Source organism: Peptoniphilus raoultii (genome assembly GCF_900099555.1).
Lineage (GTDB): Bacteria > Bacillota > Clostridia > Tissierellales > Peptoniphilaceae > Peptoniphilus_A > Peptoniphilus_A raoultii.
On the sequence record NZ_FMWM01000002.1, the window covers coordinates 1351929 to 1375026 of the forward strand.

The window sequence follows — 23098 nt, forward strand, 5'->3', positions numbered from 1 at the left end:
CTTATTAATTATCTACATTTTTTAAAATTTTGTTTACAATTTTTTTGAAAGATAGGGGCTTTGAAGGCAAAATCTATAAGGGTAGTCCTTGGCCTGTTCCGAAAAATCTATACCAATTCTTTTGCTGGCAAATATTTCCCCCTTGAAATTTGTATCTTCAATAAAAATATCAGGTCCAAAAATTCTCTTGCCATTTAAGGATTTGTCAATTTTTAATGCCTTAGTAAGTTTTCCTGGTCCACTTGTCAAAGATAATTTTTCACTATTTCTAAGGTCCTCAAAATTTTTTCCATACCTATTTTGGCTTATTATATCAAAAGAATCTATGGGTTCAATAGCTCTTACTAAAACAGCTTCAGGAATATCTACATCTCTTGTCACAATATTAAACATATAGTGCATGCCATAAGTTAAATATACATATATTGTCCCCGGCCCTTCATACATTATTTTATTTCTATTTGTTTTTTTGTTGCCATAGGAATGGCAGGCCTTGTCATTGATTCCTGTATAGGCTTCAACTTCCACAATTTTTCCCCTAAAAAAATTACCGGAGAAATTTCTTACAATATTTTTCCCCAGTAAATCTCTTGCAACATCCAACGTGTTCCTATTAAAAAAATTACTATTTAAAAAATTTTTTTCCATATTAATCATTAATCCAAGATTCATCCTTAGGATTTTCCCTAAATTTTAAAAGTTTAGCGTATTCCCTAGAATCTATCTCGCCATTTTCCTTTGCCAAATCTAAAAGTTCATCTAAACCTGTTAAGGAATAGTGGCTGAAATTTGAATTTTTAAAATTATCAAGTCCTTCTTGTAGGTTGTAGGTAAATACTGAAACTATGCCAAGAAGGTCAAAATTTTCTTCTTTTAGTGCCTTTCCAGCATCTATGGAGCTTCCTCCTGTTGAAAATAAATCTTCAATTAAGACAGTTTTTGCTCCCTTTAAAATTTTCCCTTCAATTTGATTTTTTTTGCCGTGGTCCTTCCCCTTACTTCTTACATAGCCCATGGGGAGTTTCATTTTTTGAGCAATAATAGCTGCATGGCTAATGCCTGCTGTTGCTGTTCCCATAATGTATTCTGCATCCGGAAATTTATTTTTTATAAGGTCTACAAAGGCATTTTCAACTATTTCTCTTTCCTCTGGATAAGATAAAATTAACCTATTGTCACAGTAAATCGGACTTTTTATACCTGATGCCCAAGTGTAAGGATCATTTGGACTTAAACTTACGGCTTTTATTTTAAGTAATATTTTTGCAATTTCTTTCAATTTATTCTCCTAAAAATTCTCTTTTTATTTCCCTATAGACCTCTAAGGGATTTTCTGCCTTAGTTATGGGCCTACCAACAACAATAAAATCTGAACCAAATTCTCTTGCCATCTCCGGAGTTACGACTCTTTTTTGATCATCCTTTTGAAAAGACTTAGGCCTAATGCCTGGTGTTACAGTTATAAAATTTTCTCCGAATTTTTCCTTTATTTCTTTTACCTCTAAGGCGGAGCATACAACTCCACTTAAATGAGCTTTTTTTACAAGACCAGCATAAGATAAAACTGTATCTTTTAAAGATAAGTCCCTCTCAATTTTTAAGTCCCTATGGATTGATTCTTCATCAAGAGAAGTTAAAATTGTAACTCCTAGGGAAATTATATTTTTATGATTATTCTCTATTTCTTCTGATGCAGCTTTTAACATATTATAGCCGCCTTGTGCATGGTAATTAATCATATCTATATCTAAATCAAGAAGGGATAAGGTAGCCTTTCTCACAGTATTTTCTATATCATGAAGTTTTAAGTCTAGGAAAATTTTGTGACCCATTTTTTTATAGGCCCTTACTATTTCTGGTCCTTCCTTATAAAAAAGTTCCATTCCTATTTTTAAAAATAGGCTTTGATCCTTAAAATTTTTTAAAAATTCGTCAGATTTTTCCCTTGAAGGAAAATCCATAGCAATTATTACATCTTTCATTTTATCCTTCCTTAGCATTTTCTCTTAAATATGCGTTAATGAAAGGGTCTAAATCTCCATCCATAACCCTATTCACATCACCAACTTCGGCATTTGTTCTATGGTCTTTAACAAGGGTGTAGGGCTGAAAAACATAGGATCTTATTTGTGATCCCCAAGCAATTTGTGAATAATTTCCTTGAAGGTCTTCAATTTTTTCCTTTCTTTCTTCTTCAGCCAAAGCTATTAATTTTGACTTCAAAGTGTGCATAGCCTTTTCTCTATTTTGTATTTGACTTCTTTCATTTTGACACTGCACCACAATTCCAGTTGGAAGGTGGGTAATTCTTACTGCAGAATCTGTAGTATTAACGTGTTGACCGCCTGCTCCTGATGATCTATAGGTGTCAATTTTTAAATCTTCATCTTTAATTTCAACTTCAACATCCCCTTCAATATCAGGAAATACATCCACAGATGAAAAAGATGTATGCCTTCTCTTGTTAGCATCAAAGGGCGAAATTCTTACAAGTCTGTGAACTCCCTTTTCTCCCTTTAAATATCCATAGGCATTTTCACCAGAAATTTTTAAGGTTACGGATTTTATTCCAGCTTCATCTTCCTTTAAAATATCTAAAGTTTCAACCTTAAAATTTTTATTTTGAGCATATCTTGTGTACATTCTTAAAAGCATACTTGCCCAGTCTTGGGCTTCAGTTCCTCCTGCTCCAGCGTGAATAGAAAGTATGGCATTGTTGCCGTCATATTCTCCATTTAATAGAGTTTGCAGCTTAAAATCTGAAACCTTTTCTTCTATATTTTCTATACATTTTTTTAAGTCATCATAGGCTGAATAGTCATCTTCAATTTCCATTAGGGTAATAATGTCATTGGCATCTTCGATTAAAGATGAAATTTCGTCATAGGCATCAACTTTTTGTTGGTAGGAATTTGTTTCCCTTATAATTTTTTGAGCCCTTTCGTTATCGTCCCAAAAATCACTTTCCAATTGTTTTTTATTTAAATCTTTAATTTTTCCTCTCAGACCCTCTATATCAATTGATAAGCCAAGAGCATCATTTAGGGCGTTTGCTTTTTCAAGTTTTTCCTTATCTAAATATATATTCTGTTCCATAAAAACTCCTTTTTTTAATTATACCATAAGACAATGCAAATAAAAATTTAAGACTTCCTATTATTTTGCCTTAAAAAGACTTAAGCCATTAATTATTATTGATGCAAAGGTTAAAATAAATAAGGCTTTTGACATGGTAGGTACTATATCCATAAGACCAGACCAATCTTTATTATTAAGATGTATATATGCATCCCTATAAAAAAAACAAAGGGTTATAGCCGTTAAGGCCAAGGATAAAAATCTAAAAAATTTGGGTCTTTTCCCTTTGAAAAGTAAAAAATATTTAAAAAGGCAAAAATTATTGCCAATAAACCACTTATTAACCACATAAATTCTCCTATTTTTTAATGCTTATAAAGGCAATATGTTCTTTGTTATCAAAATGATATTCGCAGGAAAATCCAATTTCTTCTAAAAGACCCTTCAAATAATCTGGATCATAAACTTCAAATTCCAACATATCTGCCCATTTTTTAATATTTTTATGGTCTCTGTAGGCTCCTTCATTGCAAATTAAAAATTGTCCTCTCTTTTTTAAGACCCTATGGATTTCCTTAAAAGTTTTTTCTAATTCCTTCCAAAAATAAATTGTTTCAAAGGCAGTAACTATATCAAATGAATTATCTTCAAAGGGAAGGCTTGAAACATCTCCTTCAATAATTTTACACCTGCCCCTTTTAATTGCTTCTCTGTTTAATTTTCTTGCAATTTCAACACTTGTTTTAGAATAGTCCATTCCATAAACTTTATTAGATTTTGTTAAAAAGTATTCAATATTTCTTCCTCCACCGCAGCCTAGGTCTAAAATATTATGGTCCTTTTCAATATTTAAAAATGATCTGCCCCAACTTGCCAATTTTTCATGGCCTACATTCATTCCTTTAACCATAAATCTTCCGCCAAAATTTTCCTTAGGTTTTATAACATTTTTAAAAAATTCTTTAAACATAAAATTCTCCTAATTTCTTTTATTAAGGAAATTTTATCATTTCTTTTAATTAATAACAATTATTAATAATAAATAAAATGTTTATTTATATTAAGCTACAATAATTTATAGCTTAAAAAAAGACCCTAACTTTAAGCTAGAGTCTTTAATAAATTTGTATTATTTTATGCTAAATTATTATCTTCTTTTATTTTTATTATCATGATTATCACGTTTGTCATGATTTTCGTGATTTTCTTCTTCATGTACTTCTTCTTCAGCTTCTTCCTTTTCTTCTGCTTTTTCTTCAGAAGTAGAATCTGATTTTTGGTCTATTTTTGCATGTAATTCTCTAATATTTTTCATAGATTCAAGAATTGCATCAGCCATAGCATTAACGTCATTTAATTGAATATCATTTAAAGAAGTGTTAAGAGTAATTCTTTCGGGAAGAATGTCCATTAATTTACAATTTTCTTCAAAGAAGTCTTCAATTTTATCTCCAACTGTACAAGCCCAAGAACCATTTTCAATAATTCCAATAGTTCTGTTTTGTAAGTTAAGAGCAGCCATATCCATAATGAAGTTCTTCATATTAGGATAAATTCCTAAATTGTAGGTTGGGCTAGCTAAAACTATGTGAGAATATTTAAAGGCTTCAGAAATTAAATATGAATAGTGGGTTTTTGATACATCATAGCATCTTACATTTGTCATTCCCTTTTCGCAAAGAGCTGTTGCAAGTGTTTGAGCTGCAAATTCTGTATTACCATACATTGAACCGTAGCAAATTAAAACTCCTTCAACTTCTGGTGTGTAGGATGCCCATGTTGCATATTTATTTATAAACCATCCTAAATCTTTTCTCCAAATAAGACCGTGTAGTGGACAGATAACTTTAATATCAACAGTAGCAGCTTTCTTTAAAACATTTGTAATAAATGGGCCATATTTGCCTACAATATTTGTTAAATATCTCCTTGCATCGTCAAGCCAATCTCTTTCAAAATCTACTTCATCAGCAAAGATCTGTCCATCTAGGGCACCAAATGAACCAAAGGCATCAGCAGAGAATAATACGCCATTTGTTGTATCCAGTGACATAATAACTTCTGGCCAGTGGACCATAGGTGCTTCTATAAAGAAAAGATTATGTTTACCAAAGGAAATTTGATCTCCTTCTTCAACAATAATTGTTTGTTCGTCTTTTACATGGTATCCAATTTGTCTCATTATTTGGAAACCTTGCTCTGATGAAATAATTTTTAAGTTAGGGTATCTTAAAATCATTTCATCAATGGTACCGCAGTGGTCAGGTTCCATGTGGTGGATTATTAAATAATCTAGTGGACGACCATCCAATACTTGTTCAACATTATTTATATAGTTACGTGCAATAGACCAGTCAACGGCATCTACTAGCACAGTTTTTTCATCCATTAATAGATATGAATTGTAGGCAACTCCTCTAGGTATTGGGAATAGATTCTCAAATAGTTCAAGTCTTCTATCGCTTCCACCTACATAATATAGATCATCTACAACTTTTCTTACTGTATACATGGTTCCTCCTTATTTTCTATCATCAGTAAATTCCACTTTAATGAAATTAGCTTTCGGTTCCTGACAATCAGGACAGCTCCAATCATCTGGAAGTCTTTCAAATTCTGTACCTGGGTCGATTTCTCCTTCTGGATCTCCAAGATCAGGATCATATTCATATCCACATCCTGGGCATACCTTTACTGAATAGTTAGGAGCAAGTTTTCTTGGTTTAGATCTTCTAACTTTTTTCATTGGAGGAGCTGGTTTCTTTTCTTCTGTTCCTAGAGCTTTAGTTAAAAGTGGTATTATTTCAAACATATCTCCAACAATACCGTAATCACAGTTCTTGAAAATTGCAGAACCAGGATTTGTATTAATTGCAACAATTGTTGAAGCATTTTTAATACCCTTTAAGTGTTGAACAGCTCCTGAAATACCACATGCTATATAAAGATTGCCATTAAATTTTTGTCCAGACATACCAACGTATCTTTCAAGTGGAAGTACTTTTAAGGTTTCAGCTGTTGGCCTTGAACATCCAATAGCAGCACCTGCAGCTTTTGCTAGAGCTTCAGCCATTGGAAGATTTTCTTTAGATCCAATTCCCTTACCAATTGAAACAACTCTTTCAGCTTCATAAATTGGTGTGTCTATTGAAATACCAACTGAAAAATCATATCCATCTTTCTTTAAGTTTTTAACTAAAATGTCAACTTGTTCTTGTGGGGTGTCAGCTTGAATCATTTCTCTTTTTCTTTGACCTGTAATAGGTTCTTGGGCTTTTTGAACTACTGCTGCTTTTCTCTTTTTCTTAGGTGCCTTACCAATTAAATTATTTGCAACTACAACTCTTTGAATTTCACTTGTACCTTCATAAATAGTTGTTATCTTAGCATCTCTGAAAAATCTTTCAACTTCCATACCTTTCATAAATCCATTACCACCATGGATTTGAAGAGCTTCATTTACACAAAACATAGCTGTTTCAGAGGCAAAAGTTTTAGCCATAGCAGCTTCCATTGAATACTTTTCGTGATTAGTCTTCATTTCTGCCGCAGAATAAATCATAAATCTTGCAGCACGAATTTGTGTTGCCATGTCTGCTATTTTAAAAGCTACTGCTTGTTGTTGTGCTATCGGTCTTCCAAATTGTACTCTTTCTTTTGCATATTTAAGTGCTACTTCATAAGCTCCTTGAGCAATACCAAGTGCTTGAGAAGCAATACCAATTCTTCCTCCGTCAAGTGTTTGCATTGCAATTCTAAATCCTTGACCTTCTTGTCCAAGTAAGTTTTCCTTGGGTACCTTAACTTTGTTGAAAGTTAATTCAGCAGTTGAAGAGGATCTAATGCCCATTTTGTCATAGTGGTCACCAAAAGTAAAGCCTTCCCAGCCTTTTTCAACAATGAAAGCTGAAATACCACGTGTTCCAATTCCTGGAGTTGTAACAGCAAAAACTACATAAGTATCAGCCTTTGGTGCATTAGTAATAAATACTTTGCCACCATTTAAAATATAATAGTCTCCATCAAGTTCAGCTGTTGTTTCAGTTCCACCAGCGTCACTACCGGCATTAGGTTCTGTTAAACCAAATGCTCCAAGTTTTTCTCCCTTAGCAAGAGGAACAAGATATTTTCTCTTTTGTTCTTCAGTACCAAAAGCTTCAATAGGATAAGAACCTAAAGAAGTGTGAGCAGATAAAATAACACCACATCCAGCATCTACTCTTGAAAGTTCTTCAACAGCAATTGCATATGAAAGTGCGTCAAGTCCGGCTCCACCATATTCTTTGCTATAGGGAATACCCATCCAACCATTTTCGCCCATCTTCTTTACAATTTCATCAGGAAATTCATTTGCCTGATCAAGTGCAAAGGCTATAGGCTTAATTTCCGCTTCAGCAAATTCTCTAATAGATTTACGAAGGGCTTCATGTTCATCAGTCGTCTTATACATTATTTGCCTCCTTAAATATAATCTGTACCGATTTGGTGTATTATGTTTTTAGCTTACCACACTTTGCCAAGTTAGTAAAGATGTTTTTGCAAATTATTATAAATTCTTAGTGTGATTTCTTAAAAATATATACACATAGGTATATACCCAATAAAGACAAATAAAACATACAATATTAATTATTTAAAAACATTATTTAAATTTTTTAAAATATTTTAACTTTATACTTTTTCCACTCTTTAATTTAAATAAATATTTATCTCAATGCATATAATTTGTAAAATTATATTTTCTGCTATTAAATATTACAATTATTAGTAATTAAGTGTTATAATTATTAGGATTACATTTGAAGGAGGATTGAGAATGAAATCTTTTTTGAGGAGAAAGAATATTATGCTTTCCCCAAAAATTTATTTTGTAGATGCCTTAGGTGCTATGGCATTCGGACTTTTTGCCACTTTATTAGTAGGCACAATTTTAAATTCACTTGGTCAGTCTTTAAACATTAAATTCCTTTCAGAAACAATTTGGCCACTAGCAAAAGAAGCCACCGGCCCAGCTATTGCCGTTTCAATAGCATATGCTCTTGGAGCACCTAACCTTGTTATTTTTGCTTCAACGGTTGTGGGAATTGCTGGTAATGAGCTAGGCGGACCAATGGGAGTTTATATTGCAACCTTACTTGCCGTTGAATTTGGTAAGCTTGTTTCAAAAGAAACAAAAATTGATATTGTTATAACTCCTGTAGTAACAGTTCTTGTTGGTGTAAGTGTGGCTAATCTTGTAGGCCCTTCTATTAACGCTCTTATGACTGCAATTGGTAATATTATTATAATTGCAACTGAACAACAACCTTTTATTATGGGAATTATCGTTTCAGTTATTGTTGGCATTGTTTTAACGCTTCCTATTTCTTCGGCTGCCCTTTGTATGATGCTTTCCCTATCAGGTCTAGCCGGCGGTGCTGCAACAGTTGGTTGCTGCTGCCAAATGGTTGGATTTGCAGTTATTTCCTTTAGGGATAACGGTTTTGAAGGCTTAATTGCCCAAGGATTAGGCACAAGTATGTTGCAAATGCCTAATATTGTAAAAAATCCAAAAATTGCTTTGCCCCCAACTCTTGCCTCAGCAGTTTTGGGCCCAATTTCAACAATGATTTTTAAGATGACTAATATTCCAATAGGATCAGGTATGGGAACTTGTGGACTTGTAGGACAAATTGCAACTTTTACTTCAATGCCTGAGGTTCCTTTTATGAAACTTCTTATGATAATTATAGTTTTGCATATATTATTACCTGCTCTAGTTTCCTATCTATTTTATATTCCTATGAGGAAAATTTCATGGATTAAAGATGGAGATATGGTTTTAGATTTATAAATCATATTATATTTTAGTAAGAATATAACTTTTTTAAACAAATCAAATGCAATCAAAAAAGGTGCTTGCCTAAATAGTTAAACTATTTAGGCAAGCACCTTTTTGTATTATTGTAAAAATAAGATTTTCATAACCAACCAATGAAAGCACAACTTCTTATAATTGATTTTCATATTTAGTCCTCCCTATTAGCAATTTGTAATAGAGAAGATTTTAAGTTTTCTTCAATTTGTTTTAATTCTTCGCTTGCTTCCATTCTCTTTCTTTGACCATCTCTTTGAATGTCGCGAACTTCATTTAAGGATTCAATTAATTTTTCATTAGTATATTTAATTGTGTCAATGTCAACAATTCCTCTTTCTGAAAGTCTTGCTGTGTCAACAGTAGTTTGTTTTAAGCTTTCTGCATTTTTCCTAAGCAGCTTATTTGTTAGATCCGTTACTTCTTTTGTTGTCTTGGCAGCTTCTCTTGAATGATTTGCCCCCATAGCTATAACCATTTGCGACTTCCAAAGAGGTATGGTATTTACAATAGTTGACTGAATTTTTTCAACCATAACTGTATTTGAAGACTGAACCATTCTAATTTGCGGTGCCATTTGCAGGGACACAGTTCTTGTTAAGTCTAAATCGTGAAGTTTTTTTTCAAAAGAATTTATAAAATTAACATAATCATTAGTTTTTTGAGCATCAACGGGAAGATTTGAAGTTTTGGCAGCTTCTTCAAGTTTTGGTAGCTCAAGATTTTTTGCCTCGGCCAGCTTTTTTTCTCCAGCCAAAATATACATGGAAAGCTCCTTGTAATAAGATTCGTTTAAATCATACATTTGGTCAAGAGTGGCAATATCTTTCATTAGTGTTACTTGGTGTTTTTCTAACCCCTTAATAATATTATCTATATTTTTTTCAACACTTTCATATTTGCTTTTTATTCCATTTGATTTATTTATTTGCTTTTTAAAAAAGCCAACAATTTTATTGTCTTCTTCATTTATTTCAAAATTTTTTAGTTCTGTAACAACATTTCCTAAAAGCTCACCAACTTCTCCAAGATCTTTTGTCTTCACTTGATTTAAGGTTTTTTCAGAAAAGTTTGCAATTTTTCTTTGGATACCAGCACCATATTGAAGAATGACATTAGGGTTTGAAATATCTATTTGTTTTGAAAATTCACTAACCTGTTTTTCTTCATCTGGGCTTAAATGTGGCTCCCTTTGGGGAAGGCTATCATTTAAATTTAATTCAATTTTTTCTTCTTCCACATCATTTGTGCCGTCTAGGGAAAGTTTTATTTCTCTATCCATTTTTTCCTCCTAAATTAACTTCATCGTTTAAAAGTCCTTCTTGCCTTAACATTGTTTTTAAAACAGAAATATCTGATGAAATGTCAATGGCCTTGTCTTCAAAAATCTTATCCAGTAGCTTTAGTAAGGCATTATTTATTGTATCAACTGCCTTTTCAATTTCTGTAAGTGATGCCTTCATTGTTCGTGTGGGGCTGTCCTGTAAATTTTTATAAGAATCTACAAGTTTTGTTGTCGTTGGCAAATAATAGTCCACAAATCTTGTTAAATCTTTAGCTGTATCGGAATCTTCCCTTGCCATTTTAAATATTTTTCTAACTGTCCCCAGTAAATTAGTAATCTTACTTTTCATAGGCTCTTTTAGATTATCAACTGAATTTGCAATTTGTGTAATGTCAGCCTTTGCCCTATCTATAAGCTCACCAGCAGAAATATTTTCTTCTTCAATTTGCTTTAAATCTTCTTTAGAAATTTCATTTAATTTTTCTTTTTTGTATAATTTATAGGTCTTTGAATCTAGGATAAAAAGCTCTCCATTTTCAACAATTCTAGCCTGTCTAAAAAAGTCCTTATCAATTAAATCTAAAAGGTCTTTTATAGTAAATTCTTTTGATTTTGCAACGGCAACTGCAAGGTCCATTACTGGAATTACAGTGTTATTTCCAATTTCTCTTTTATATTTTCTAAATCTAACAATTTGCTTTTTTATACTATCAGTTTTTTTCAAACCATAAAAGGATAAGCCAATACCAGGCAAAAGCCAAAATATTATCATTAAAAAAATATCAGATTCAAATCTAGTAAAGAGATTAATTAAAAACACAACAAATAGAAAACTGTGGCCCACAAGTGAAAATTTAGAAAGACCTGACCATGTTTTTATCCTTTTTTCCATTTTTGGTTTTTGATTTATTATGTTGTCATCCTTATTAACACTATAAATTCCGTTATCTCTTTTACTTACAAGTTTATCTATGGAAGATTTGGTAAAATTAAGGGCCGCATCAATAGATTCATTAATAAATTTATTAAGGTCCTTAAAATTTTCATCTTTTATAGCGTGATCAACAATTTTATTGAAATCCTCTTCAGATTTTTTTCCATTTTTTTCCATAAATCTCTCCTTAAAATCCAATAACAATTCCTCCAATATCGGCATAGCCGGCTGAAAGTCCATTTGTATGGCGAATTACAATTTCATTAACCTCATACAAATCTTTAAATCTTTTAGCAAGTTTTTCTGCTCTTTCCTTGGCATTTACATGTGAAATGCAAATTCTGTCAAAGGATTTTTTATTAGTAATTTTCTCTAGGGCAAGGGCAAGTTTTTCCAAAGATTTTTTCATTCCCCTATTCATTTCATAAAGCTCAATTTCTCCGTCTTTTGTCCCCATTATTGGCCTAATATTTAGTACATTTGCAATTAGGCCAGCACTTTTTTTAATTCTTCCATTTTTTATTAAATTTTGCATTGATTCCAATACAAAAAGTGTTGTCTGCTCATTAACAAAATCTGTAATTCCCTTCATTACTGTATCAAAATCTTCTGTTTCCTTTAAAAGGTCAAGAAGCTTTAATACAACGCCAGTTTGACCACCTGATGCAGTTTTTGAATCAATTAGGCCGATTTTAATGCCTGGAAATTTCTGCCTTGCATCTTCAACTGCAACTTGGGCAGCATTATAGGAGCCAGAAAGTTTTGAAGTTATAGTTACTATATAAATGTCCCTGTCCTTATTTTTTTCAATTTCTTCCATAAATTCGTAGGGAGCAGGACATGATGTTTTTATTGGATTTAGTGAAGCCTGCATATTTTTTAAAAAGTCTCCAATTTCAAAGTCATTATCATCCACATATTCCTTACCGTCTATAGTAATTTTAAAGGGTACATAGGACACATTTAAGTCCACAATTTCATCTTTTTTGAGGTCACAGCTTGAATCACTTATTATCTTATACATATTTTCTCCTAATTAAATTCTTTTTCTATATAATTTTTTAAATTTACTGCATCTTCTTCAATTAAATTTAGGTCTTCACCCTCAATCATTACTCTAACGAGGGGTTCAGTCCCAGAAGGTCTTATAATAACTCTACCCCTTCCAGAATATTTTTCATCAAGTTTTTTTATTTTTTCTTGGATTTGAGGCATATCTACAATATTTCTTTTTATTTCTTCAGGGACTTTTGCATTTTGAAGAACTTGGGGATAGGAAATCATTAGACCATTTAGGTCTGAAAGTTTTTTCCCTTCATCTTTCATTATATTTAAAAGATTAATTCCCGTTGCAAGTCCGTCCCCAGTTGTATTATGATTTAAAAATATAACGTGGCCTGACTGCTCAGCTCCAATTATATAGTCATTTTTAAGCATTTCTTCAATGATATATCTATCCCCAACTTTTGTCGCCTTAAAGGAAACATCAATTGATGATAAAAACTTTTCAAGACCCATATTTGACATTATTGTGCCTACGGCTGTATTATTTTTTAACTTTCCATTCTTTTTTAAATAAGAAGCACAAATGGCAAGGATATGGTCTCCGTCAACAATTTCTCCCTTCTCATCAACGGCAATAATCCTATCTGCATCTCCATCAAAGGACATTCCCATGTCGCAGGAATTTTCTAATACAAGTTTTTTTATAAGGCCAGGATTTGTTGATCCGCATTTATTATTTATATTTTTGCCGTCAGGATTTCTATTTATTTCAATAACATCTGCTCCAAGTGATTTTAGAAGGTCTCCAGCAATAGATGATAAAGCTCCATTTCCAAGGTCAAGTCCAATTTTCATTCCCTTAAAATCTTTTGTTGCAAGTGTTTTTAAGTAGATCTTATATTTTTCCAAAAATTCATTATTCCTATTAACTCTTCCAATGGCATCACCTGTTAAATCTTTATAAATTTTTAGGTCATCATAAATAATTTGTTCAATTTTGTCTTCAACTTCATCAGGCAATTTAAAACCATCATGGGAAAAGAATTTTATGCCATTATATTCAAAAGGATTATGAGAAGCTGAAATAACTGCTCCCATTAAATAGTCTCCATTTTTTGTTAAATAAGCTATACCAGGGGTTGGAATAACTCCTGCTATGTCAACATCAAGCCCTATGCTTAAAAATCCTGCAACAAGACTTGCTTCAATTAAATCTCCAGAATATCTTGTATCACGTCCAACAATTACCTTTCCCCGAGAATTTTTGCTTAATACATAACCTGCTGCTCTTGCAAGTTCATAGGAAAGATGGGGGCTTAAAAATTTATTTGCAACTCCCCTAACTCCGTCAGTCCCAAAAAGTCTACCCAATATCATCACCACTTTTATATTTATTTTTAACTATTTCAAGTAATTTTTCTCTAGTATTTAATGAAGGATTATCTAAAACTTCCGCCTCTAAATCTGAAAGTATTTGGCCAATTTCTCTCCCCTTAAAATTGAGAGCAAGTAAATCATTTCCATTAATTTCTAAAAACTTTTCCTTTTGCATATCCCTTTCATCTAAAAGCACAAGAATCCTATTTTTTCTCTTTAGAATAAAAGACCCGTCTCTATCAATTCTTGTACACACACAGTCGGCATACATTAAATCATATAAATCTAAAATATTTTCTCTACCAATCCTTTTTATTTGCCTTCTTAGGGCCTTATCTGTCATTTCGCTATGGACTTTCATATGCTCCCTTATAAGAATTTCTACTTTTTTTATTAGTTCATTTGAAGCCCTATAGTCCCTTAATATTTCTCCGGCCCTTTTAGCTCCTAAAAGGTCGTGGTCAAAAAAATGTCCCCTCCCGTCTTCTCCAAAGGAAAAAGTGTCAGGTTTTGAAATATCGTGAAATAAACCTGCAAGTCTTACATGAAGTTTTGGTGGGCAATTATCCATAACACAAATTAAATGATCAAATAAAGTTTTGTCATGATAAGGAGTTTTTTGATCATAATTTACTGTCTTTTGAAGATCTGGAAATAAAACTTTTAATACTCCACTTTCAGCCATAAGTCTTAAAGCATAGGAAGGCCTTTCATCTAAAAGCATAGAAGAAAACTCAGAAAAAATCCTCTCCTTTGATATGTTTCTTAAAAGATCTCTATTTAAGGATATGGCATCGAAAAGGTCTTCATCTATATAAAATTTAAATCTATTCGCAAAACGGACTGCCCTTAAAATCCTTAGAGCATCTTCCTTTATTCTTTCATTTGCATTACCACAAGACCTAATTATTTTATTTTTTAAGTCATCTTTGCCACCAAAGGGATCATAAATTTTTAAAAACCTATCCATGGCCATGGCATTAATTGTAAGATCCCTTCTTTTTAAATCATCATCAAGATTATTTAAAAATTTTACTTGTCCTGGATGCCTATTGTCATTATAAGATCCTTCAGATCTAAAAGTTGTTATTTCGTAAAATTTATTTTCAAAGCCTACCCCAATTGTCCCGTATTTTTCACCATGTCTTAAAATTCCATAATCTTTAAAAACATTAGCTATTTCATCTGGCAAAGCATTTGTTGTAATGTCATAGTCCTTTGGAATAATTCCCAAAATATAATCCCTAACGCAACCGCCAACAATATAGGCTTCAAATCCCTTTTCATTTAATTTTTCTAAAAGTTTAAAGACGTCTTTAATTTTACTTCACCAAATTAATTATATCATTAATATCTCATAAATTAAACAAAGGCCCAAGGCTTAAAAATTAAATATTCCTAAAACTTTATTAAAGAAAAGTTATAAGGCAAATGATTATTTAATAAAAAAGACAAATATGGTAAAATAACTTAAGGAGGTTTGTATGAAATCTAAATTACTTATAATAACTTTAATTTTACCTATATTTTTAATGGCCTGTGGAAAAAATAAAAATCCAGGAGAGGCCGAAGCAAATGTAAATTCAAAAAATACTGTAGTAATTAAAAACGAAGGCTCAGAAAATTCTGAAGAAAATATGCCAATGACTTCATCTTTTGACAAGGAATATATAGATAATTTAATTGAAAATTCAACTTACATTTCAAAAGTTAGAATTCAATCTTCATCAACAAATGGTGTTGAAGCAAATTTTTTAACTGACTATCTTGGCGACCTTTCAAATATTGAAGTTGAGCTTCCCAAAAGCCTATCTCCCAATAAAGAATATATAGTGTTTTATAAGGATGGAGAAGAAGGAAAAATAGAACCAACTCGTGGCGGCGATTCTTTTATTGAAATTCAAGATGAAAATGACGGAAATTTAGTTTATCTTGAAGAAAAATATATTAAGGAAGGAACAAATTAGGTGGAAAAATGAAAAAATTATTTCCTATAAGCTTAGTTTTTTTAATGCTTTTCCTTAGCGTTTTTGCAGAGGAAATAAAAATTGAAGTTAATGGAAAAAATGTGGAAAGTGATGTCAGCCCATTTATCCAAAATAATAGGACCCTGGTGCCTTTAAGACTTATTTCCGAATCCCTTGGCTATACAGTTGGATGGAGTAAGGAAGAAAAAACTATTTTAATTAATGATAACGAAAATAATATGCTTCAGCTTTGGATTGGAAAAACTACTGCCAATGCTGGTAGTAAACATTTTGAAATGGATGTAGCTCCATTAATTAAAGAAAATAGAACTTTCGTCCCCATAAGATTCATTGCAGAAAATTTTAAGTGCAGGGTTGACTGGGATACAAAAAATAAAATTGTAAAAATTACTAAAGAACTTGATCCTCGTAAGGAAGAAAGAAAAGATTTAGAAGTTGATGAAAATATTTTTTTAAAGGATTTTGATGAAATTCAAAATGACCTTTCAAATACAATGTCTACTTTAAAATCATCTTATTTTGAAAAGGCTGATTCTCTTTCCCAAGAAGAATTAGAAAATGCCTATACAAGGGCAAATGCTGATATAACAAATATTTTAAATAGGCTTATAAATCTAAAGGCCCCCGATAAATTTAAGGACACTTATGAAATTGCTAAGGATGCAGCTGAAAAGGCCTTAAAAATTGTACCACAGCTTAAAGATTCAATCCTAGAAAAAAATGAAGACAAGGCAAAAGTTCTTGTAAATTCCTTTACTGAATATCAAATAAAAATGACTGAACTTAAGGATGCCTATAAAGCAAATCTTAAGGGAGAATCCTACAAGGCAAGAGAAGATATAAAAGCTTTTAATGAAAAAGAAAATAAAATTATTGACAATTTGATGAATAAAATAGGCAAATAATAAAATTTAAAATTCTTTAAAGATCCCAATATTTTGGGATCTTTTTTAGTTTATTTCTTACTTGATTTTTTATTTATTTTTAAAAAAATGTCCTATTTAAGCCATTTCTTGGTTATGAAATAAAAGTAAGAAATAATTCAATACAGGATGGTGATAGGAAAGTGTTTGAATTTGAAAATGTAAAAAAATTTATCCTGGTGGTCATGTTACTGTAGAGGATATAAATTTAAAATTTGAAAGTGGAGAATTTATTTGTTTTATTGGAACTTCAGGCTCAGTGAAAACTACTCGTATGAGAATGATAAATAGAATGAACCAGCCCAGTCAGGAGGAGTTTTTAATTGACGGTAAAGACATTTCAAAAATGGATCCTGTCAATTTAAGAAGAAAAATAGGATATGTGATACAGCAAATTGGACTTTTCCCCATATAACCATATATAAAAATGTGGTTTTAGTTCCCAAACTTTTAAAATGGGACAAGGATAAAATGAGAAAAATTGCAGAGGATCTTATTGAAAAAGCGGACCTTCCTAAATCTTACTTTGATAAATATCCTTCTGAACTTTCAAGTGGTCGGCAGCAAAGAATTAGTGTTATACGTGCACTTGCAGCCCACCAAAATATAATACTCATGGATGATCCCTTTGGTTTTTCAAATACCTATGCCTTTATGGTTAGAGAATATTTTGCAAATGAACATAAACTTGAAAAAATATCTGACTTTGAAAAATTAAAAGATGAGGTTAGCGTTGGAGTTGATACAGGATAGATAAATAGACCTGGAGATAGCTATGAAGGATTTAAAAGTATTTATGGCTTTACCTTTTACATAATTTATCTTATGCAAATCGGTTTAGTATATTCTCAGTAGCTTCAAAAAATATGTATGTCGTTTTAGGATATTCAACTGACGGAAGAGTTGCTTCATATAATTTAAAATTACTAGAAGATGACAAAAGATTATTTCCGCCCTATGACTGCTCGCCAGTTGCTCAAAAGGAAATAATTGACAAATATCCAAAGCTAAATGAAGCTATGCTAAAACTAGAAGGAGTTATTGATTCTAAAACAATGCAAGAATTAAATAGAAAAAGTGATGAAGACTTAATAGAAGCTCAAACTTTGGCAAAAGAATTTTTAGAAGACCATAATTATTTTGAAGAAGGTGACCTATGAAAAATTTAATTTTATATTACAATCAAAATTTTTCCTATGTTTTTTCACAATTTGTAAGACACTTTTTAATTTCAATATATGGAGCCCTACTGGCAAGTATAATATCAATACCCCTAGGATTTTTAATAGCAAGAAATAAAAAACTTTCAAATTTTTTAATTTCTATAGCCAATGTTTTACAAACAGTCCCTTCCCTCGTCATGCTAGCAATTCTAATGTTCGTTATGGGAATAGGACCTACAACAGTTGTCTTTGTAGTTTTTCTCTATTTCATACTGCCCATTTTAAAAAATACAGTTGCCGGCATTATTTCAATTTCCAAAAATTTAATTGATGCTTCAAAGGGCATGGGAATGACAAGATACCAAATAATGGCAAAAATTGAACTACCTCTTTCCCTTTCAATAATTATGGGGAAATTAGAAACGCTCTTGTCGTTGCCATTGGCGTTACAGCTGTCGACACATTTATTGGTGCAGGAGGCCTTGGAGATATAATAACAAGAGGAATAAATGTTGCAAATGGTGGTACAATAATAATTGCGAGAGCAATACCAACAGCCTTTATGGCAATAATAGCAGATTTTCTACTTGGCATTCTTTAAAATAAACTTACACCAAGAACCTTTACAAAAATTTAAATTCTAAGACAAAAAAAGTGGAGGTCAATTGAATTGACCTCCGTTCTTCAACTATATTTTAACTTAATTTTTTAAGTGCCCTTGTTCTAAGATGTCCCCTCTTATAATTTTGCTTGGGTTCTTCCATGTTTTTGCGTGCTTGTGAAAGCATTAATTTTATTCTATTATATTGATTTACTTCTGAAGCTGATGCATCAAAATCTATGGGAATAATATTTGCCTTTTCATAGGTATTTCTTAAGGCTTTTATAACTCCCTTTCCTGTTATGTGATTTGGCAAGCATCCAAAGGGTTGTACACAAACTATATTTTCGCATCCGCTTTCAATTAATTCTACCATTTCGCCTGTTAAAAGCCAGCCTTCTCCATATTGATTTCCAAGACTTACATATTTTTTTGCATAGTCTATAATTTCTTCAATCTTTTCTGGAGCTGTATATCTTGTATTCTTTAAGGCAATTCTTACTTCTCTTCTATAATATTCGATATATTTTATAGCAAGATCACAAACAAAAGCATTTAAATAGGATTTTGATAATAAATCTGCCTTTGCTCTTGCATTTTTAAAGGAATACATCATAAAATCTGTTAAGTCAGGAATTACAACTTCTGTTCCTTCTTTTTCTAAAAGTTCAGCTATATGATTATTGGCAGCAGGATCATATTTTACAAGGATTTCTCCAACTATGCCGACTTTTGGCTTTTTATCTTTAGAAATTTCAAGTCTTGCAAATTCTCCAACCATTTTATGGATATTTTTAATAAACCTTTCCTTGGAATAGGATAGATTTTTATCTGTTACAATCCCAATCCATCTATCCCTTAATATATTTGTTGAACCTCTAATTATTTCGTAGGGCCTTGTTGCAAGTGTCAGCCTTGAAATTAAATCTCCATATAAGAGGGCTTGAACAAGTTTCCTGCCTAATGTTATCATCTGTGTTTTTGAAAATTTAAAACCCGGATGAGATTCAATTTCTTGGAAGGAAATTCCAATTACAGGGACCTTTCCGTATCCTGCGTCTTTTAAGGCTTTCCTAATAAAGGCAACATAGTTAGATGCCCTACATGCTCCTCCTGTTTGGCTCATTAATAGGGCCAAATGATCTACATCATATTCACCAGATTTAACTGCATCAATAAACTGTCCTACAACAAACATTGATGGATAGCAGGCATCGTTATTAACATATTTCAAACCTTCGTTGACAACTTTATGCCCTGAATCCTTCAATACTTTTATATTTATTCCTTCATTTTGCAGAATTGATTCAAAAATACTAAAGTGTAGGGGAGCCATTTGAGGCATTAAGATTGTGTAAGATTTTCTCATTTCTTCTGTAAAAAGTATAGGCTCGTCATTAATTTGTCTTAACTCATCTGCTTCTCTTTTTATAAAGTCACGTTTTTCACAGGCTTCAATTAATGACCTTATTCTAATTTTTACTGCCCCTAAATTTGAAATTTCATCAATTTTTAAAACTGTATAAATTTTGTCATAGGCAGTCATAATTTCTTGAACTTGATCTGTTGTTACGGCATCTATTCCGCACCCAAAAGAATTTAATTGTATTAGTTCTAAATTTTCCTTGGTTCCTACAAATTTTGCCGCCCTATAAAGTCTTGAATGGTAGTTCCATTGGTCTAGAACTCTTAGTTTTGAATCAATTTCAACTTCCCTTGCAATTGAATCTTCAGATAAAACTGCAAGTCCCAAAGAGTTTATAAGTTCTGGAATGCCGTGATTTATTTCTGGGTCAATGTGATAGGGTCTTCCTGATAAAACAATACCTTTTAAATGTTTTTCATCTAAATAGTCTAAGATTTTTGTTCCTTCATTTAATACATCATCCCTATATCTATCTTCTTCTTCATAAGCTGCTCTCACAGCCCTTTTAACTTCTGATTTTGCTATGTTTTTAAAAACATCTGCCAGTCTATTTTCAAGTTTATTTCTATCATCAAATGAAATGAAAGGATTCATAAATTTTATTTTTCCACTTGCAATTTCATCTACATTATTTTTAATAACTTCTGAATAACCAGCAACGACTGGACAGTTTAAGGTATTATTTGCATGGTCAAATTGCTTTTCTTCATAAAAGACTGATGGATAAAATATAAAGTCTATTCCCTTTTCAATTAAATCCATTATATGACCATGGGTAAGTTTTGCAGGATAGCATGCAGTTTCCGAAGTTATGGTTTCTATTCCCTTTTCATAAACTTCTCTTGATGATTCTTTCGATAAAACTACCCTATAGCCAAGTTTTGTAAAGAAAGTGTGCCAGAAAGGGTAGTTTTCATACATATTTAAAACTCTAGGTATGCCAACTGTGCCTCTTTTGGCTTCTTTTTCTGAAAGAGAATCGTAGTCAAAAAGTCTATTTAACTTATATTTATACATATTTGGAAGAGCATCTTCATCTTTTTTAACAATTCCAGCTCCCTTTTCACATCTATTTCCAGTAATATATCTCTTTCCGTTTGGAAAAATATTAACAGAAAGGGCGCAGCTATTCGTGCATTGATGGCAATTTGTAGAAATTGATTTATAGGTGAACTCCAGGAGTTTCTCTTGAGATATAATTTGTGATTTTCCCTTTGCCTTTTCCTTGCAAATTAAAGCCATGCCAAGAGCTCCCATAAGCCCAGCAATATTTGGCCTTGTAACTGAAACTCCAGTTAAATTTTCAAAGGCCTTTAAAACTGCATCTGAAAGAAACGTACCTCCCTGAACAACTATGTGTTTCCCCAAATCCTTGGGGTCCCTAATTTTTATAACCTTTTGAATTGCATTTTTAATTACTGAATAAGCAAGACCAGCTGCAATATCTTCAACGCTTGCTCCTTCCTTTTGAGCCTGTTTTACATTTGAATTCATAAAAACAGTACATCTTGAACCTAAATCAACGGGTTTTCGAGATTCTGTTGCAAGATTTGCAAAATCTTTAGCCGTTAAATTTACGCTGTGGGCAAAAGTTTCAAGAAATGAACCGCAGCCAGATGAACAGGCTTCATTTAAAAGAATAGATTCTATGACTCCATCTTTAATTTTCATAGACTTCATGTCTTGACCACCAATATCTAAAATAAAATCAACATCAGGATCAAAGAATTTTGCAGCTGTAAAATGGGCAATAGTTTCAACTTCTCCAAGATCAAGACCAAGAGCAGCCTTTAAGAAATCTTCCCCATATCCAGTGCAGCCAGCACAGGAAATATATGCATTTTTATTTTTTAAGCTATAAATTTCCTTTAATTTATCAATGACAATATTTAAGGGGTTACCTTTATTTGAACCATAATATTTATATATAATTTCGTTATTTTCAGTTAAAGCCAAGACTTTTGAAGTTGTAGAACCTGAGTCAATACCTAAATAAATCGGACCTTCATAAGTTTCTATATCCACTTCTTTTATGTCTTTAGTATTGTGGGCTTTTTTAAATTCTAAGACTTCTTCATCACTAGAAAATAGTGGATCAAGAAGACTTGTTTCTTTTTCTATATAATTGTCATTTGAATTAACTCTCGTGAAAAGTTCGATAAAAGAAATTGGTTTTTTTTGTATGGACGCAATTGCAGCACCAAGGGCTACAAAAATTTGTGAGTTTTCGGGGCTAATTATTGAATCCCCCGAAAGATTTAAAGTTTTAACAAATCTATCCTTGAGCATGGGCAGAAAATGAAGAGGACCGCCTAAAAAGGCAACTTTTCCCCTAATCGGTCTTCCACAGGCAAGATTTGAAATAGTTTGATTGACTACAGATTGGAAGACTGAAATTGCAATATCTGATTTTTCTGCTCCTTGATTTATTAGGGCCTGAACATCAGTCTTGGCAAAAACTCCGCAGCGTGAAGCAATGGGATAAAGTTTTTTATAGTATTTTGCCATTTCATTTAAGCCTGATGCATTTGTTTGCAAAAGACTTGCCATTTGATCAATAAAAGCACCTGTGCCGCCTGCACAAATTGAATTCATTCTTTGTTCAACACTGCCCCGCAAATAAGTTATCTTTGAATCTTCCCCGCCAAGTTCAATTGCAACATCGGTTTGGGGAATATAGGAAGAAATTGCTACTTGACCAGCAATAACTTCTTGAATAAATTCAATATCCAAAAGTTTGTGGACAGAAAGCCCTCCGCTTCCCGTTACGCAACAAGTAACAGAATCAAATTTAAATTTAGGATAAACTTCGATGATTACATCTTTTACAGTTTGTTTTACATCAGAAAAGTGTCTTCTATAGGTGGAATATAAAATATTTAATTCAGCATCTAAGATTACTAGTTTTACTGTTGTAGAACCAACGTCTAATCCCATGTGAATCTTCATATTATGCTCCTTTCGGTAAAATATCAAATATATAGTATTTAATATTAGCTATATTATATCACGATTTTAAAAAACTTTAGTGATTTTGTAAAAAATAAAAAAATATTTATATAAGATTTATATTTTTAAAAGATTTTTGGAAAAAGATTTATTATAATTTATTAATAAATTTGAAGATAAAATAATTTTGAGCAAAAAAATAACGAGGTACCCCTCCTCGTCATTTTTAAATCTTAGTCTTCAGGTACAGGTGCCCCAACAGGACATACTCCTGCACATGAACCACAGTCTATACATTGGTCTGCATCGATTGAATAAATATCTCCATCACTTATACAACCTACAGGACATTCTGCTTGGCAAGCACCACAAGCGATGCATGCGTCAGTAATTTTATAAGCCATATTACACCTCCGTAAATTTCATATCAGTCTTATATTACTAGTAAATGATAACATAGAATATATATTTTTTCAAATAATTATAGTGATTTTTTCAAAAATAGAAATAACTAT

General features: G+C 31.9%; 21 protein-coding genes and 1 pseudogene. 7 read left to right on the plus strand and 15 right to left on the minus strand.

Annotation, left to right across the window (positions count from 1 at the left end):
* Window positions 1–33 precede the first annotated feature (33 nt).
* The 8 genes from BQ4446_RS06615 to BQ4446_RS08165 form a co-directional block, all read right to left on the minus strand.
* A complete protein-coding gene (locus tag BQ4446_RS06615; RefSeq protein ID WP_245149685.1) occupies window positions 34–657 on the minus strand; it encodes a DNA-3-methyladenine glycosylase in 624 nt (207 codons plus the stop codon).
* Complete coding sequence (pyrE, locus tag BQ4446_RS06620) at window positions 650–1279, minus strand: orotate phosphoribosyltransferase (protein WP_071027747.1); 630 nt, start codon at window positions 1277–1279, stop codon at window positions 650–652. The genes BQ4446_RS06615 and pyrE overlap by 8 nt, the downstream gene beginning before the upstream one ends.
* Window position 1280: 1 nt before the next feature.
* Entirely contained in the window at window positions 1281–1982 is a 702-nt protein-coding gene (gene pyrF, locus BQ4446_RS06625; protein WP_071027749.1) for an orotidine-5'-phosphate decarboxylase, read from the minus strand.
* A gap of 1 nt (window position 1983) precedes the next feature.
* Window positions 1984–3096 (minus strand): peptide chain release factor 2, encoded by a 1113-nt coding sequence (gene prfB, locus BQ4446_RS06630; RefSeq protein ID WP_071027751.1) that lies wholly within the window; start codon window positions 3094–3096, stop codon window positions 1984–1986.
* A gap of 60 nt (window positions 3097–3156) precedes the next feature.
* Window positions 3157–3426, minus strand: coding sequence for a hypothetical protein (locus BQ4446_RS06635; protein WP_245149686.1), 270 nt, complete (start codon window positions 3424–3426; stop codon window positions 3157–3159).
* Between the two features lie 10 nt (window positions 3427–3436).
* Window positions 3437–4048, minus strand: coding sequence for a class I SAM-dependent methyltransferase (locus BQ4446_RS06640; protein WP_071027752.1), 612 nt, complete (start codon window positions 4046–4048; stop codon window positions 3437–3439).
* 177 nt (window positions 4049–4225) lie between these two features.
* On the minus strand, window positions 4226–5590 hold the full coding sequence (locus BQ4446_RS06645; protein ID WP_245149687.1) for an FprA family A-type flavoprotein: 1365 nt from the start codon (window positions 5588–5590) through the stop codon (window positions 4226–4228).
* 9 nt (window positions 5591–5599) lie between these two features.
* Window positions 5600–7528, minus strand: a complete 1929-nt coding sequence (locus BQ4446_RS08165; RefSeq protein ID WP_083329052.1) for an acyl-CoA dehydrogenase family protein — start codon at window positions 7526–7528, stop codon at window positions 5600–5602.
* Between the two features lie 366 nt (window positions 7529–7894).
* On the opposite strand from BQ4446_RS08165, the gene BQ4446_RS06655 reads away from it, so the two are divergent.
* Window positions 7895–8911 (plus strand): PTS sugar transporter subunit IIC, encoded by a 1017-nt coding sequence (locus tag BQ4446_RS06655; RefSeq protein ID WP_071027753.1) that lies wholly within the window; start codon window positions 7895–7897, stop codon window positions 8909–8911.
* Window positions 8912–9086: 175 nt separating this feature from the next.
* Here BQ4446_RS06655 and BQ4446_RS06660 read toward each other — a convergent pair whose 3' ends face one another.
* From BQ4446_RS06660 to BQ4446_RS06680, 5 genes are read right to left on the minus strand one after another with little or no spacing between them, the layout of a single operon-like run.
* Entirely contained in the window at window positions 9087–10214 is a 1128-nt protein-coding gene (locus tag BQ4446_RS06660; protein ID WP_071027755.1) for a toxic anion resistance protein, read from the minus strand.
* Window positions 10207–11328, minus strand: coding sequence for a 5-bromo-4-chloroindolyl phosphate hydrolysis family protein (locus tag BQ4446_RS06665; protein WP_071028350.1), 1122 nt, complete (start codon window positions 11326–11328; stop codon window positions 10207–10209). The genes BQ4446_RS06660 and BQ4446_RS06665 overlap by 8 nt, the downstream gene beginning before the upstream one ends.
* Window positions 11329–11338: 10 nt before the next feature.
* Window positions 11339–12175 carry a DegV family protein gene (locus BQ4446_RS06670; RefSeq protein WP_071027757.1) on the minus strand — a complete coding sequence of 279 codons (837 nt, stop codon included), beginning with the start codon at window positions 12173–12175 and terminating at the stop codon, window positions 11339–11341.
* Window positions 12176–12183: 8 nt separating this feature from the next.
* Window positions 12184–13527 carry a phosphoglucosamine mutase gene (gene glmM, locus BQ4446_RS06675; RefSeq protein WP_071027759.1) on the minus strand — a complete coding sequence of 448 codons (1344 nt, stop codon included), beginning with the start codon at window positions 13525–13527 and terminating at the stop codon, window positions 12184–12186.
* Complete coding sequence (locus BQ4446_RS06680) at window positions 13520–14854, minus strand: CCA tRNA nucleotidyltransferase (RefSeq protein WP_071027761.1); 1335 nt, start codon at window positions 14852–14854, stop codon at window positions 13520–13522. Before BQ4446_RS06680 ends, glmM begins: the two co-directional genes overlap by 8 nt.
* A gap of 163 nt (window positions 14855–15017) precedes the next feature.
* Between BQ4446_RS06680 and BQ4446_RS06685 the strand changes: the two genes are divergently transcribed.
* The 6 genes and pseudogenes from BQ4446_RS06685 to BQ4446_RS06705 all read left to right on the plus strand — a co-directional run bounded on the left by BQ4446_RS06685 (window position 15018) and on the right by BQ4446_RS06705 (window position 18101).
* Window positions 15018–15500, plus strand: a complete 483-nt coding sequence (locus tag BQ4446_RS06685) for a ferlin (protein ID WP_071027764.1) — start codon at window positions 15018–15020, stop codon at window positions 15498–15500.
* A gap of 8 nt (window positions 15501–15508) precedes the next feature.
* Window positions 15509–16426 carry a copper amine oxidase N-terminal domain-containing protein gene (locus BQ4446_RS06690; protein ID WP_071027766.1) on the plus strand — a complete coding sequence of 306 codons (918 nt, stop codon included), beginning with the start codon at window positions 15509–15511 and terminating at the stop codon, window positions 16424–16426.
* 259 nt (window positions 16427–16685) lie between these two features.
* Window positions 16686–17014, plus strand: a pseudogene (locus BQ4446_RS08745) (ATP-binding cassette domain-containing protein); the annotation flags it as partial.
* A 45-nt stretch (window positions 17015–17059) separates the two neighbouring features.
* Complete coding sequence (locus BQ4446_RS08750; RefSeq protein WP_280630414.1) at window positions 17060–17197, plus strand: glycine betaine ABC transporter substrate-binding protein; 138 nt, start codon at window positions 17060–17062, stop codon at window positions 17195–17197.
* A 113-nt stretch (window positions 17198–17310) separates the two neighbouring features.
* A complete protein-coding gene (locus tag BQ4446_RS08755; protein ID WP_071027767.1) occupies window positions 17311–17604 on the plus strand; it encodes a glycine betaine ABC transporter substrate-binding protein in 294 nt (97 codons plus the stop codon).
* The gene (locus BQ4446_RS06705) at window positions 17601–18101 is read left to right on the plus strand and encodes an ABC transporter permease (RefSeq protein ID WP_335341265.1); all 501 of its coding nucleotides are present in this window, start codon (window positions 17601–17603) and stop codon (window positions 18099–18101) included. Before BQ4446_RS08755 ends, BQ4446_RS06705 begins: the two co-directional genes overlap by 4 nt.
* Before the next feature lie 201 nt (window positions 18102–18302).
* Here the strand turns inward: BQ4446_RS06705 and BQ4446_RS06710 are convergent, their stop codons facing one another.
* The gene (locus BQ4446_RS06710; protein WP_071027768.1) at window positions 18303–22583 is read right to left on the minus strand and encodes a 2-hydroxyacyl-CoA dehydratase; all 4281 of its coding nucleotides are present in this window, start codon (window positions 22581–22583) and stop codon (window positions 18303–18305) included.
* Between the two features lie 233 nt (window positions 22584–22816).
* Entirely contained in the window at window positions 22817–22987 is a 171-nt protein-coding gene (locus BQ4446_RS06715; RefSeq protein WP_071027769.1) for a DUF362 domain-containing protein, read from the minus strand.
* Window positions 22988–23098 lie beyond the last annotated feature (111 nt).

What these genes read in the sequence shown, in the direction of transcription:
- BQ4446_RS06640 (WP_071027752.1), bottom strand. Translation starts at nt 4,048, where the DNA reads ATGTTTAAAGAATTTTTTAAAAATGTTATAAAACCTAAGGAAAATTTT.
- BQ4446_RS08750 (WP_280630414.1), top strand. Translation starts at nt 17,060, where the DNA reads ATGGATGATCCCTTTGGTTTTTCAAATACCTATGCCTTTATGGTTAGA.
- prfB (WP_071027751.1), bottom strand. Translation starts at nt 3,096, where the DNA reads ATGGAACAGAATATATATTTAGATAAGGAAAAACTTGAAAAAGCAAAC.
- BQ4446_RS06685 (WP_071027764.1), top strand. Translation starts at nt 15,018, where the DNA reads ATGAAATCTAAATTACTTATAATAACTTTAATTTTACCTATATTTTTA.
- BQ4446_RS06645 (WP_245149687.1), bottom strand. Translation starts at nt 5,590, where the DNA reads ATGTATACAGTAAGAAAAGTTGTAGATGATCTATATTATGTAGGTGGA.
- BQ4446_RS06710 (WP_071027768.1), bottom strand. Translation starts at nt 22,583, where the DNA reads ATGAAGATTCACATGGGATTAGACGTTGGTTCTACAACAGTAAAACTA.
- BQ4446_RS08165 (WP_083329052.1), bottom strand. Translation starts at nt 7,528, where the DNA reads ATGTATAAGACGACTGATGAACATGAAGCCCTTCGTAAATCTATTAGA.
- BQ4446_RS06715 (WP_071027769.1), bottom strand. Translation starts at nt 22,987, where the DNA reads ATGGCTTATAAAATTACTGACGCATGCATCGCTTGTGGTGCTTGCCAA.
- BQ4446_RS06655 (WP_071027753.1), top strand. Translation starts at nt 7,895, where the DNA reads ATGAAATCTTTTTTGAGGAGAAAGAATATTATGCTTTCCCCAAAAATT.
- BQ4446_RS06670 (WP_071027757.1), bottom strand. Translation starts at nt 12,175, where the DNA reads ATGTATAAGATAATAAGTGATTCAAGCTGTGACCTCAAAAAAGATGAA.
- BQ4446_RS06665 (WP_071028350.1), bottom strand. Translation starts at nt 11,328, where the DNA reads ATGGAAAAAAATGGAAAAAAATCTGAAGAGGATTTCAATAAAATTGTT.
- BQ4446_RS06690 (WP_071027766.1), top strand. Translation starts at nt 15,509, where the DNA reads ATGAAAAAATTATTTCCTATAAGCTTAGTTTTTTTAATGCTTTTCCTT.
- pyrF (WP_071027749.1), bottom strand. Translation starts at nt 1,982, where the DNA reads ATGAAAGATGTAATAATTGCTATGGATTTTCCTTCAAGGGAAAAATCT.
- BQ4446_RS06705 (WP_335341265.1), top strand. Translation starts at nt 17,601, where the DNA reads ATGAAAAATTTAATTTTATATTACAATCAAAATTTTTCCTATGTTTTT.
- BQ4446_RS08755 (WP_071027767.1), top strand. Translation starts at nt 17,311, where the DNA reads ATGTATGTCGTTTTAGGATATTCAACTGACGGAAGAGTTGCTTCATAT.
- BQ4446_RS06660 (WP_071027755.1), bottom strand. Translation starts at nt 10,214, where the DNA reads ATGGATAGAGAAATAAAACTTTCCCTAGACGGCACAAATGATGTGGAA.
- BQ4446_RS06615 (WP_245149685.1), bottom strand. Translation starts at nt 657, where the DNA reads ATGATTAATATGGAAAAAAATTTTTTAAATAGTAATTTTTTTAATAGG.